Origin of the sequence: Chitinophaga parva (assembly GCF_003071345.1) — a bacterium.
GTDB lineage: Bacteria > Bacteroidota > Bacteroidia > Chitinophagales > Chitinophagaceae > Chitinophaga > Chitinophaga parva.
Genome location: NZ_QCYK01000003.1, coordinates 938507 through 951744 on the forward strand (window position 1 = coordinate 938507; position 13238 = coordinate 951744).

The window sequence follows — 13238 nt, forward strand, 5'->3', positions numbered from 1 at the left end:
TGTCATATTAATCTTCTTTGCCGCTTTTATCGCCGGTAAACCACTGCTCCTTGTTTTTGAAAAGCACATTGAAAGTGGTCAGCGATCCGTAAATGCGGGTGATATATTGCTGGAGGTTTACCTTTTCTTCATCACTGAGCTGCTTGTGCGCGTTCAGTTGTTGTTCCAGCACGCGCAGGCGGTCCCTCAGCATCACGATCTTGTGGAAGAACACTTCAATGGGCACCTCTTTGGGTTTCTGGGTTTTGTCTTTGGGCTGCAGGATCATGGTGCCTCCCTCCCAGCGTTCGCCCAGGGGCACTATTTCCGAGATGCCGCCCCATTGGCGCAGGATCTTCAACAGGGAAATTTCCGCCTGCGATGCGGTTTCCACTTCGGTGCTGCGGTTTTCCGTGTACAGCGATTCCAGCAGTGGATCTGTTTTATCGACTTCCTGGATGCCGTGGTCCATAAAGGTGATCACGTATTGTGCGTATTTAAGTCCAATGATCACGCCGGGGCCCAGTTTGGCGTGTTGCACGCGGGAGCCGATGCCCAGAAAGAGTTCCTCCATGTAGTGGTTACGGGATTGGTGAATGAAGTGCCCAATTTAGTACTTCTCTCCCACAACCGGAAAAATCACTGCCTGGTAGGGCTGCAAAGTAAGCTGTATATTTTCCAACAACAGATCCGGTAAATTGTTGAGTACCGGCGTCGCTTCCACGGGTTCTGGCAGTGCGTAAGGCACCGTGTCTTTACTGAAGTTCATGACCACCAGTATGGCGGTTTTGTCCAGCCGGCGCGTGTAGGCATATACCTGCGGGTGGGCAGGGTCATGCAGGGTGTAATCCCCGTAAACCAGCACGGGGTGGGCTTTTCGTAGTTGTATAAGTTTACGGAAATAGTTTAAGACAGACTGCGGGTCTTTCTCCTGGGCGGCACGGTTTATCCAGTGGTAGTTGCCGTTCACCCTCAGCCACGGTGTACCGGTGGTAAAGCCGGCGTGCAGGCTGTTGTCCCACTGGAAAGGCGTGCGGCCGTTGTCGCGGGCGCTCAGCTTCATGTCTTCCAGGAAGGCCGCCACGTCTTCATTGCGGCCCTGCAGGTAGGTATACATCATGTGGGTTTCAATATCGCGGTAGTCTTCTATTTTTTCAAAGCGGATGTTGGTCATGCCCAGTTCATCGCCGGCATAAAAAATGGGTGTGGCGCGCATGCTGAGCAGGAAGGTGATGAGCATTTTGCACGATGCCACGTGAAAGGCCGGCGCGTCATTGCCCCAGCGGCTGACCATGCGGGGCTGGTCATGATTGCCCAGGTAGATGGTGCCCCAGCCGTCTTTCGCAAAGATGCTATCCCATTTGGAGTACACGCGCTTAAATGCCTCCAGCGTATAGCCTTTGGGGTCGGGGCGTTTAAACCCATTGGGCATATAGCCCAGGCTCATACCTTCAAAATGATAGAGCATGTTCAGCTCCTTGCGGGATTGCTGCACAAACAGCAATGCTTCTTCCGCGCGGATGCCCGGCGCTTCCGCCATGGTGACAACGTCAAAGTCTTTGAGCACGCGCGCATGCATTTCCTGCAAATAGTCATGCAGGTGGGGACCATGCGCGTAGTAGTAACTCCAGTCGCCATAATATTTATCCGCCAGCTCCTGCGGGGAAATGGGCATCAGTGGCTGTTCTTTGGCAATGAAGGAGATCACGTCCATGCGAAAGCCATCCACGCCTTTCCGGAACCAGAAGCGCATCATGTCATACACGGCCTGGCGTACGGCGGGATTTTCCCAGTTGAGATCCGGTTGTTTACGGGAAAAATAGTGGAGGTAATAAGCATTGGTGGCCTCATCGTAGGCCCAGGCATTGGCATCGGGATCAAAGAAACTGAAGCGGTGTGGTGGAGTGCCGTTTTCTGCGGGCCACCAGTGGTAAAAATCGCGGTAAGGATTATCCCGGGAGGCGCGGGAGGCAATGAACCAGGGATGTTCATCGCTGGTATGATTTACCACCAGGTCCATGATGAGCTTCATGCCGCGCTGGTGAAGGCCTGCCAGCAGCAGATCAAAGTCCGTCATGGTACCAAATTCCAGCATGATATCCTCGTAGTTGCTGATATCATAACCGTTGTCATCATTGGGCGAACTATAGACCGGGTTCAGCCAGATGAGGTCTACACCCAGGCTGGCCAGGTAGTCCAGTTGCTGGATGATCCCCGGCAGGTCGCCAATGCCATCTCCATTACTGTCTTTAAAACTCCGCGGGTAGATCTGGTAAATGACCGCTTGCTGCCACCAGTTGTTCATGTTGATTGAGTTGTCTTGAATCGCAGGTGCTGGGACTTAGGTCCTAGGTCTTAAGTCTTAGGTCTTAAGTCTTCCGCAATGCGTGTACCATGTTTTTCCAACTTGCCAGGTGATCATCATTTCGTCTTAAAAATGCCCAATACCTAATACCTAGGACCTAAGTCCCAGCACCTGCGATTCAAGACAATCCCTTCATACCACCGCCACCCTGGCCATATGCCTTACCGGGAAATTAACGGAGGCGGCGATGTAACAGCTATGGTGCGCTTTTTCATGAAGGGCATTGGCTTTATCTATCATGGAGGCATCCTGCACGGTAACGATGGGTTGCAGGGTTACCTCCGTAAAACGGCCGTCCTGGCCACTTTCCAGCATAGTACCTTCTGCATGGTCTTCATAAGCAGTCACCACTACCCCGTTCACCGCGCATAAATGCAGGTACCAGAGCATATGGCAGGTGCTCAGGGACGCCAGGAACATTTCTTCGGGATTGTACCGGGTGGCATCGCCCCGGAAATTAGGATCGGAGGAGCCCATGATCTCCGGCTTGCCTTCCACGTGAATAGTGTGATCGCGGCTGTAGGCAGTGTAAGCAGCCGTGCCGGAACCTTCATTGCCGGTCCAGTAAACGGAGGTTTTGTATTGATGTGTGTGTGACATGGCTGTAGAATGTAGTATGGTGGATGGGATTGTACAAGTGAGACGTACAATGCATCCTGAAGGTAATAAATCCTGCTGGTTTGTTTTGCAGGATGCCGGTGCAATATTTAGTTATTTACCGTAAGTTTATTGCCGGTTACGGACCGCCTTTTTTTCAACATTTTACTGCTTATTACTTAATACCCAACATTACATGCACGAAGAGCAACACCTCCGCAGTTCTGAATTTATCCGCGACGTCGTGATCGGCATGTCCGACGGGCTTACAGTACCCTTTGCACTGGCAGCCGGCCTCAGTGGCGCGGTACAGGGCGCCGGCATTGTGATCACCGCCGGGCTGGCGGAAATTGCAGCGGGCGCCATCGCCATGGGACTGGGCGGTTTCCTGGCCGCCCGCACGGAAGCAGATCACTACAAGTCTGAACTGAAGCGGGAGTACGACGAAGTGGAGCGGGTGCCCGAACAGGAAAAGAAAGAAGTGAAGGAAGTTTTTGCGGCCTTTGGCCTTTCCCCTGCACTGCAGGACCAGGTAGCCGATGAAATGGCGAAGGATAAGGACAAATGGGTAGACTTCATGATGCGCTATGAGCTGGGCCTGGAAAAGCCGGAAGAGAGCAGGGCCCGCCGGAGCGCTTTTACCATCGGGGCTTCCTACATCGTAGGCGGCATTATTCCGCTGTCTCCTTATTTCTTTGTGCAGCAGGCGGCCGATGGCCTGACCTATTCTGCTGCCGTGACCATCGTATGCCTGTTTGTTTTTGGCTATTTCAAGAGCAAGATGACCGGCCAGCCTGCGCTGAAAGGTGCGTTCAGCGTAGTGATGATAGGTGCCCTGGCTGCCGCTGCTGCATTTGGATTGGCAAGGCTGGTGCAAGGGCTGTGAGGGTGTACAGCGTACAGCGTACAACGTACAGCGTACAACGTGCTACGTACTGTTTCCCTGGTAACCGAAAACATAACGCTGTAACGGTTACGGTTATACTATATACATGTGACAGTTGTATAAACATGACAGATATCGTTTTCCCCACTGTAAACAAGTCTTAATTTTGCAACGTTTATAAGCAACGCCGCGTACGTTGTACGTTGTACGCTGTACGTTGTACAATTTTAATTTTATGCCCTACGACAAAGCTTTCTGGAGCCGCCTCCTTGTTTATATTGCCAAAAGTGTGACGGGCGTGGTGATCGTGTACCTGCTTTCCTGGCTGGTAAATTACAACGACCGGATCTGGTGCCTTATTTCTGTAATGCTGGTGCTATCGCCAGACGGGAAGGACGCCACTTCCCTGGCCATGAACCGCATTAAAGCCAATGCGGTGGGCGCCGCCGTAGGGTTTTTAGTACTGGCGGTGTACAACAGGTCTGATATTTATGCTATGTGCGTAGGCATAGCCCTTACGGTGGTAGCCTGCACCTTCCTGAAGCTGGAAGCCCCTACCCGCTCCGCCCTTGCCGCCACCATCATCATTCTCACTCATGAAGCCGGGCGCCACATCTGGGATACCGCCGTGGAAAGACTTATCTCCGTAATGGCCGGCTGTGTGCTGGGCCTCGTGATCACCCTCGTATTCCACTCCCGCTTCGTTACCCGCACCGTGGCAGGCATACATGACGATGCCTGAGCATTTCTCTGCGATAGATTAGTATTGAAAATAAATTATAGAAATTAATATATAGGAATGGCTGCAGCCCGCTGTGGGTGCGGTGTACAGGGTATTGACTTCTCGATAAATAGTATTATTTTTAGCCCCGATCGTAAAGGCACAACAACCAAAAGCCTGCGCCAACTACACCCTACATTTATGTTTTTAAAACACCGGCTTCTCTTTCTTCTAGGATGGATCTGCTACGGCGGTAGCCTTTTTGGGCAGTCGCCTGCCGCGGACAGCCTGCAGCGGGTGTTAAAATCGCATCCGCAGGCGGACACCGGCAGGGTGAACCTGCTCAACCAACTGGCCCGGCTGCTGGTAACCCAGGATGGGGAACTGGCGCAAAAGTATAGCAGTGAAGCGGTGGAGCTGGCCGGTAACCTGCACTACGACAAAGGCCGTGTGCTGGCCCTGCGCAACCAGGCCCTGGGCGAGAATTTCAAGGGAAACCTGGACCAGCAGATGGAGCTCACGGTACAGGCCCTCCAGATCGCGGAGCGCCTGAAGGATAAACAACTGATGGCCATCCTGCTCAATGATGAAGGCAATATTTACATAGAAGAAGCCAATGCAGACCGCGGCCTGCCCCTGCTCCTGCGCTCCCTGGAGCTGAAAAAGGAACTGAAAGAGAAAGCCGAAATTTCCAAGACCCTTAACAATATCGGCTCTGTATACCTGTCTGACAATATGCCCGACTCCGCGCTGTATTTCCTGCGCCAGTCGGAAGCCATAAAACTGGCCATGAACGATCATCGCGGGCTGGCCTATACCTATGAGAACATGGGCCTGGCCCACCGGCTGCTGGGTAATCATAACAACGCATTTGATTACCTGGATCTTTCCCGCAAGTACTACGAGGAAACCCACAACCTGCAGGGCCTTACCAAGATCTACCTGGACCTGGCACAAACCAGTGCCGTGCTGCGCAAGTTCAAAGAGGCCGACCGTTATTTTGTGGTTGCAGACAGTCTCAATGAAATTGTAAAGAACCCGAAAAATAAAATGATCGCTTACCAGGCCCACGCAGTGCTGGATTCCGCCCGGGGTGATTTTAAAAAGGCATTGGCGGATTATAAGGAATACGCCATGCTGAATACAGATTATTTCAATGTGCAGAAAGACCGCTACATGACCAATGCAGCGGAGAAATATGAATCGGAGAAAAAGCAACGCGAAAATGATGCCCTGCTACACCAGCAACAGGCACACCTGGCCACCATCCGCCACCAGCGCATGCTGGAAGTGAGCGGCCTGCTGGTACTGGTGGTCATCCTCGGCATCACCTTCCTGGTATTCCGCCTGAACCGCAAATTGAACCTGAAAAATGCAGAAAGCCTGGAGCAGAATAAGATCATCATAAGCCAGAATGAAAAACTGGAAAGCCTGGTGCAGGTGAAAGACCGCATTTTCAGCGTGATCTCCCACGACCTGCGCTCTCCCCTGGCCATCCTGGATGGCCTGCTTTTCCTGCTGCGCGATGAGAAGATCCCGCCGGAGCAATTCCGCCAGTACACCAATGAGCTGTGGCGCGATACCAAGAACACTTCTTATATGATGGACAACCTGCTGCAGTGGGCCAGCTCCCAGATGAAAGGCATCCGCCTGCAGGCAGACGACTTCGACCTCGTGGAAGCCCTGCACGAGGAGTTTGACCTGCTCTGCACCCTGTCCCGCCAGAAAGAAGTGCACCTGTTCAGTGAGCTGGAAGGCCCGCTGATGGTGTATGCGGACCAGGATATGATAAAACTGGTGCTGCGCAACCTGATCAGCAACGCGGTGAAATTTACCCCGGCCGGTGGCCATATCCGCATTTTTGCCACCCGGCACAAGGGGCTGGTAGAAGTATCTGTGGCAGACAATGGTACCGGCATCCCGGCTGCAGAACATGCTAAGATCTTTTCCCATATCTATTATTCCACCACCGGCACCCAGAATGAGAAAGGCTGCGGCCTGGGCCTGCCCCTGTCCAAGGAATTCATTGAGCGCAACAACGGCACCATCCGTTTTGTGAGCGAGGAAAACGTGGGCACCACCTTCACATTTACCATTCCCGTCAGCGAGGAAGAGGACATCAGGCCCCGCCACCTGGAGGCAAAACTGGCACAGACGAAGTAAACCGCCCTTTACCCCCACGCCGTTTGTCACTTTTTTTTTCAGATTCCCTGCTAAATCGTTTATTTTTGTTCCCAGAACGGAAACAATAAGGTTTTTTTATGCCTGGTTGATGACCGGGAACTGTGATACATGCTACGTTGCGTTGAACCGACAAACTTATGTGCCCCCTGGAAGCGCAACTACTTTCATGGAAGCCGGCGGAAACTACCACGACCGCTGTCACGAACCGATCATCCCCCATCAAGCCCGTCCCTAAGGAATTGTCATCATCTCGAAATGAAGAAACAAACGCACATGAGGAAGAATGTCTGGCTTTTACTATTCCTGCTAGTGGTAGCGGGAGGGAAAGCCATCGCCCAGGTTCAAAAGACCATTGACCAGCAGGTGTCCGGCCACCTGGCGGGGAAGCTGCTGGATGCCAAGACCAGCCAGCCCGTGGAGATGGCCTCCATTGCGCTGCTGCGTGCAGACTCCACGTTACTCACTGGTATGTACTCCGCCGCCGACGGCAGCTTTAAATTCAACAACGTGCCCCTGGGAAAAATGATCCTGCGGGTGAACTTTGTAGGTTATAAAACACTTTTTAAGACCATTTCCCTCTCCAAAGCCACTGCCACGGTAGATATGGGCGCGGTAAAACTGGAAAGCAATGTAAAATCACTGGCCGCCGTAACGGTGATCGCGGAGAAGCCCACTTTTACCATGGCCATTGACAAGCGCGTGTTCAACGTGGATAAGAACCTGGCCAGCGTGGGCGGTACCGCCACAGACGTGCTGAAACAGGTGCCTTCCGTAAACGTGGACATAGACGGGAACGTAACAGTGCGCAACGGCGCCCCTACCATCATGATCGATGGGCGCCCCACCACCCTTACCCTGGACCAGATCCCCGCGGATGCCATCCAGAGCATTGAAGTGGTGACTAACCCTTCTGCAAAATATGATGCGGAAGGCATGAGCGGCATCCTTAATATTATCCTGAAAAAAGATAAAAAGAACGGCGTGAACGGCCAGGTGCGTGGTGGGATCACTTCCCTGGGCAGCTACAATGGTGGCGTGGACTTTAACATGCGCCGGGGTAAGATCAACTGGTTCGTAAACTACAATGTGCGCAACCGCCGGGGCAGCAGCAAGGACGAGATCAACCGCACCAACCTGGGCCCCGATAGCCTCAGCTACCTGAAACAGAACAATGATGGCCACATCCGCCGCCTTTTCCAGTACGCCCGCGCCGGCATGGACTTTTTCCTGGATGAGCATAACACCTTCAGCATATCCGGCTCTGTGGTGAAAGGCAATTTTGATAATTACTACAACCAGCGCCTGATGGAATCCGACAGCCTGCACACGCCCCTGCGTTACGGCTCCGGTATCAATAACAGCCAGGATGGTTTCACCAACTACACCGGTGAATTTAACTACAAACACACTTTCATCAAAGAAGGCGAAGAACTGAGCGCTAATGTACAGTACAACCGGGCTAACTCCCATGATCATAACCAGTACAGCCTTGCTTACGTGAACCCGGACGGCACGCCCAGCTGGGACCCGCACCTGCCGGAGCTGCGCCATGGCGATGGATCTGGAAACACCACTTATTTCACCGCACAGGTGGATTACGTGAATCCCTTCAGCAGCCGCAACAAACTGGAAGCTGGCCTGCGTACCAACCGCCGCGTGTTCAACAACAACCTGTACACCTACGGCCTGGATCCCATTTCAAACGAATACGGTATAGACACCGCCCTGTCTAACGATTACCACTATACGGAAACCATCAATGCCGGTTATGTAAGCTTTACAGGCGGTACCCGCGGCAACTTCGGCTACCAGGCCGGCCTGCGCGCGGAGCAGTCTAATTACAACGGGGAGCTGATGAACATTAAAGCAGGTACTTATAAAGTGGATTATCCCATCAGCCTGTTTCCCAGCGTATTCCTGAGCCAGAAGCTGAAAGGCGATAATGAGTTCCAGCTGAATTACAGCCGCCGCATCCGCCGCCCCTGGTTCCTGGACCTGGTGCCTAACATCAGCTATGGTGGCCAGTCTGCCAGCCGTGGTAACCCACTGCTGAAGCCAGAATTCACCAATGCCTTTGAATTTTCCTACCTGAAGGATTTCCAGGGCAAGGCAAACCTGCTGGTGTCTATGTACTACCGCAATACCAACAACGCGATCACTACTTTCTACCAGGATACTACGCTGAACATTAACGGGTCTGACCAGCATGTGCTGCTCTCCTACCCGATCAATGCCAACAGCCGCAATTCTTTTGGCGCGGAATTTACCCTGCGCAACCAGATTACGAAATGGTGGGACATTACCACTAATGCTAACCTGGCCCACACCCAGATCGATGCCAGCAACAGCGGTGCGAACCTGAGCAACAGCGGCATTACCTGGTTTGGTAAGGTGAACAGCAACACCAAGCTGCCCTGGAACCTCACACTGCAGGTAAGCGCTAACTACAACTCAAAGGAAATACAGCCCCAGGGCGAGCGTAAGCCCATCTACACCGCAGATATGGGCCTGAAGAAAGATTTCCTGAAGAACAATGCAGCCTCCGTCTCCATAGGCCTGAATGACATCTTCAATACGAACCGTGATCTCACTTACACCTACACGGAGTACCAGGAACAGGACCGCTACCGCAAACAAGCCACCCGCGAACTGCGCGTGAACTTCTCCTGGCGCTTTGGTAAAATAGATACGGAGAAGAAAGACAAAGGCCGTGATAACCGCCATGGCGGAGGCGATGATGGTGGAGGTTATGGGAACTAAATTGTACAACGTACAGCGTACAACGTACAACGTAGTGCCTGCCGCGAATGATTGATGTGTGACGTTTGTAACGTTTTAATTAAGGAAGGTATAGAATGATGATAAGAAAAGCCGCGATCCGAAAGGATGCGGCTTTTTCTCTTTAATGAGGTCTGGTACGTTGTACGATTTTTAATACTCCACAAACAGCTCATGCGGGTAACACCACAGCCAGCGCTCTCCGGGCTGTGCGGAGATGATCACGGGATGTTTGGTGTGATGATAATGTTTGGTCATGTGCTGGTTAGGCGATTGGTCGCAGCACAGCGTGGCGCCACAGGTCTGGCAGGTGCGCAGGTGCACCCAGTCATCGCCGGTCTTAATGCATTCTTCGCACACCAGTTCTTTAGGGTGCTTGAGTAGGGTGATTTCTTTGATGTGATTGCAAACGTCCATAATAATATTTTAAGCAAAGGAATGTTATCACACGGGGCCGTACGTTGTACATTGTACGTTGTACGCTGTACGTTCTTTATACTTCCGCCAGGTACTTATGCACAAAGCTGATGGCCATGGAGCCCTCTCCCACGGCGGATGCTACGCGGTTCATGGCGCCGGCGCGCACATCGCCGGCGGCAAAGATGCCAGGGCAGCTGGTTTCCAGCAGGAAAGGATCGCGGGGCAGCTTCCAGTTCTTTTTGAACTGCTCGTAGTCACGCAGGTCACGGCCGGTTTCAATGAACGCTTTATCGTTGCGGATAATGTCCAGTTTTATCCAATCTGTGTAAGGGCGTGCGCCGATGAAGATGTACAAGGCAGATGCAGGGCGGGTTTCCACTGTGTTGGTATCGCAGTTCTTCAACACCAGCTCCTGCAGGTATTTATCACCGCAGGCTTTGATCACTTCCGTACAGGGCAGCACTTCAATGTTCTTTGTTTCCGCGATCTGCGTGATCAGGTAGGCGGACATGGTTTCTGAGAGGTTAGGCCGGCGGATCACCAGGTGCACGTTGCGGGCAAACTTGGAAAGGTACATGGCTGCCTGCCCCGCAGAGTTGCCCCCGCCAATCACGTATACGTCCTTATCCTTACATGCAGCGGCTTCCGTATTGGCGCCTCCATAATACACACCGGCGCCGGTAAACTGGTCTACCCCGTCCACTTCCAGTTTGCGGTAATCCACGCCGGTGGTGATCACCACGGCACGGCTGATCACCTGGCGCCCGTCTTCCAGGTGGATGGTCTTGTAGCCATCTTTCTGGGTGATGTCCTGCACGCTCAGGGGAGACAGGAACTCCGCACCCAGGCGGCTGGCCTGTGATACGGCGCGTCGCGTAAGATCGGCCCCGCTGAGGCCCGAGGGGAAGCCCAGGTAGTTCTCAATGCGGGAGCTGGTGCCCGCCTGCCCGCCCGGCGATTTGCGTTCTATGAGCAGGGTGTTCAGGCCTTCAGAAGCCCCGTACACTGCGGCTGCCAGGCCTGCCGGGCCAGCCCCGATGATCACCACATCGTAAATATCTTTTTTCACATCCGGGTTCAGGCCCGTGTGCGATGCCACTTCCAGGATGCTGGGCTGGCGCAGCAGGCTGCCGTCTTCCAACACCAGCACGGGCAGGTCATCGGGTTGCAGCTTATTGCGTTCCAGGATCTCTTTTCCATCCGGCCCGCGCTCCACATCTATCCAGCGGTAAGGAATGAGATTGCCCGCCAGGAAATCTTTCAGTTCGTGCGATTTTGGGGAGAACTGGTAGCCCACCAGCTTTATGCCTTTGAATGCCGGCACATAGTGCGCCAGCCAGTCGTCCAGCATATCGCGCAGTACCGGGTAAAGCCGCTCCTCCGGCGGATTCCAGGGCTTCATAAGGTAATAATCCAGGCGCACATCATTGATGGCTTTAATGGCCGCATTGGTATCTGAATAGGCGGTGAGCAGCACCCGTTTGGCATCGGGGAAGATGGTAATGGCCTGCTCCAGGAAGTCTACGCCTTCCATCTCCGGCATGCGCTGGTCGCACAGGAAAAGGGCCACGCTTTCGCCGGCATTTTTGAGCTGCGCCAGGCTTTCCAAAGCCTCCTTTGCTGCAGTGGTGCTGATGATACGGAACTCCCGCCCGTACTCGGATTTCAGGTCGCGCCCCAATGCCCGCAATACCTGCGGGTCATCGTCTATGGCAAATATGATCGGTTTGTTCATGGTTGAAATTTGTACAGCGTACAATGTACAACGTACAACGTACGCTCCCTGTTTCTACAGGGATGCTTAAAAAAATGCTTCGCTATCCTCCACAATTACGTTGTACGTTGTACACTGTACATGGTACAATTTCCTCATCCCTGCACCGGCAGGCACACCACAAACGCGGTTCCTTCGGGAGAAGTATGCATCTTGATGGTGCCATGGTGCTGGCGGATGATCTTTTGGACGGTTTCCAGGCCCATGCCGGTGCCTTTGCCCATTTCCTTGGTGGTAAAGAAGGGATCAAAGATGCGGCTTTGTATTTCCCTGGGAATGCCGGGGCCATTGTCTGCCACCGTCACCTCCACATACGCACGGTCTCTACGGGTGGTGATGGTCAGCGTGCCTTTGCCATTTACCTCCATGGCATCGAGGGCGTTGTCTATCAGGTTGGTCCATACCTGGTTCATTTCACCGGGCATGATGCTGATCTGGGGCACATCGGCCCCGAAGTTTTCTATTACTTCTATTTTGAACTTGCGGATCTTGAACCCCATGATCACCAGGGTGTTGCGGATGCCGGGGTGAATATCCGTCATGGTCTTGCCCTGGTCCCGGTCCATGTGGGTGAATACTTTTACAGAGCTTACCAGGTTGGCAATACGGTTAGACGATTCCGCAATGTCTTCTACCATCTTTTCAGTCACCAGGTTGGCGTGCAGCCAGTTGAACATGGACGAGGAAAAGGTGCGGGGAATGTGCCGGTCCAGGCGGTCCAGGTCTTCCTGGCAAATGCCAAATTCCACGAGGGTTTCGGCAATGTCAGTGGCATTGTCCACGTTGCGTTCCTCCATCCAGTCAGTAAGTCGTTCTTCTTCTTTCATGCGCTGCGTGAGTGTCAGTTGCTGGTGTTTGCGTTCTGCTATCATGGGGAAGAACAGGTCGCTCACGGCGTCTACATCTTCCGGTTCCATGTGGATGCTCATGACTTCCTTAAAGCGGTCTGGCACCAGTTTCAGGTGCTGGCGCAGGGTCATGGCATCCCGGAGAATGGCGGCTGCCGGGTTATTGAGCTCATGGGCCAGGCCGGCGGAAAGCTTGCCCAGGGCCAGCATTTTTTCATTCTGCTGCATCAGCACGGAAAAGTCGCGCACCCGGTTGGTCATAACATGTACCAGTGCCTGGGTAAGCTCAAAATTATGAGTAATGAGGTCGCGGATGCGCTCCCTGGGCAGGCTCATGATCTGTGCATCTTCCGTGATCTCGCCATACATGCTGGCAAAGTGGGCGCGGGAATAAGGCAGGTAGCCGGTGATCTCGCCGGGGAGGACCGTGCTGAAATCGCGGCGGAGGCCTTCCTGTACAGAATAGAGCACCATGCGGCCCTGGCGGAATACATGGGTGCCTGCTATCACTTCGCCGGGTTTTACAACAAATTCTCCGGCCGCCAGCAAGCGGTGCTCACTGTTGTCAATGAGCCACTGCAGCTGGTCTGCCGGTACCTCGCTGAGCGGGTCCAGGGAAGAGAGCCATGCGGTGGTGACGGGGAGCATTTCCATTGTTGCCGGTTTGTGTTAAGATACTGAGAATG

10 protein-coding genes are annotated in these 13238 nt (G+C 53.3%); 4 read left to right on the forward strand and 6 right to left on the reverse strand.

Annotation, left to right across the window (positions count from 1 at the left end):
- Nucleotides 1-7 precede the first annotated feature (7 nt).
- From DCC81_RS22980 to DCC81_RS22990, 3 genes are all read right to left on the reverse strand, one after another.
- Complete coding sequence (locus tag DCC81_RS22980) at nt 8-553, reverse strand: hypothetical protein (RefSeq protein WP_108689004.1); 546 nt, start codon at nt 551-553, stop codon at nt 8-10.
- Nucleotides 554-589: 36 nt separating this feature from the next.
- Nucleotides 590-2284, reverse strand: coding sequence for a glycoside hydrolase family 13 protein (locus DCC81_RS22985; RefSeq protein ID WP_108689005.1), 1695 nt, complete (start codon nt 2282-2284; stop codon nt 590-592).
- Nucleotides 2285-2476: 192 nt separating this feature from the next.
- Complete coding sequence (locus DCC81_RS22990) at nt 2477-2944, reverse strand: OsmC family protein (protein WP_108689006.1); 468 nt, start codon at nt 2942-2944, stop codon at nt 2477-2479.
- A 193-nt stretch (nt 2945-3137) separates the two neighbouring features.
- Here DCC81_RS22990 and DCC81_RS22995 point away from each other — a divergent pair, with 193 nt between their 5' ends.
- From DCC81_RS22995 to DCC81_RS23010, 4 genes are all read left to right on the forward strand, one after another.
- Nucleotides 3138-3827 carry a VIT1/CCC1 transporter family protein gene (locus DCC81_RS22995; protein ID WP_108689007.1) on the forward strand — a complete coding sequence of 230 codons (690 nt, stop codon included), beginning with the start codon at nt 3138-3140 and terminating at the stop codon, nt 3825-3827.
- A 235-nt stretch (nt 3828-4062) separates the two neighbouring features.
- On the forward strand, nt 4063-4569 hold the full coding sequence (locus tag DCC81_RS23000; RefSeq protein ID WP_108689008.1) for an FUSC family protein: 507 nt from the start codon (nt 4063-4065) through the stop codon (nt 4567-4569).
- A 180-nt stretch (nt 4570-4749) separates the two neighbouring features.
- Nucleotides 4750-6711, forward strand: a complete 1962-nt coding sequence (locus tag DCC81_RS23005; RefSeq protein ID WP_165806704.1) for an ATP-binding protein — start codon at nt 4750-4752, stop codon at nt 6709-6711.
- A 294-nt stretch (nt 6712-7005) separates the two neighbouring features.
- Complete coding sequence (locus tag DCC81_RS23010; protein WP_165806705.1) at nt 7006-9492, forward strand: outer membrane beta-barrel family protein; 2487 nt, start codon at nt 7006-7008, stop codon at nt 9490-9492.
- 171 nt (nt 9493-9663) lie between these two features.
- Here DCC81_RS23010 and DCC81_RS23015 read toward each other — a convergent pair whose 3' ends face one another.
- The 3 genes from DCC81_RS23015 to DCC81_RS23025 all read right to left on the reverse strand — a co-directional run bounded on the left by DCC81_RS23015 (nt 9664) and on the right by DCC81_RS23025 (nt 13206).
- Complete coding sequence (locus DCC81_RS23015; protein ID WP_108689011.1) at nt 9664-9927, reverse strand: UBP-type zinc finger domain-containing protein; 264 nt, start codon at nt 9925-9927, stop codon at nt 9664-9666.
- A 76-nt stretch (nt 9928-10003) separates the two neighbouring features.
- A complete protein-coding gene (locus DCC81_RS26015) occupies nt 10004-11665 on the reverse strand; it encodes an FAD-dependent oxidoreductase (protein ID WP_108689012.1) in 1662 nt (553 codons plus the stop codon).
- A gap of 134 nt (nt 11666-11799) precedes the next feature.
- Nucleotides 11800-13206, reverse strand: a complete 1407-nt coding sequence (locus tag DCC81_RS23025) for a sensor histidine kinase (RefSeq protein WP_205686414.1) — start codon at nt 13204-13206, stop codon at nt 11800-11802.
- Between the last annotated feature and the right edge of the window lie 32 nt (nt 13207-13238).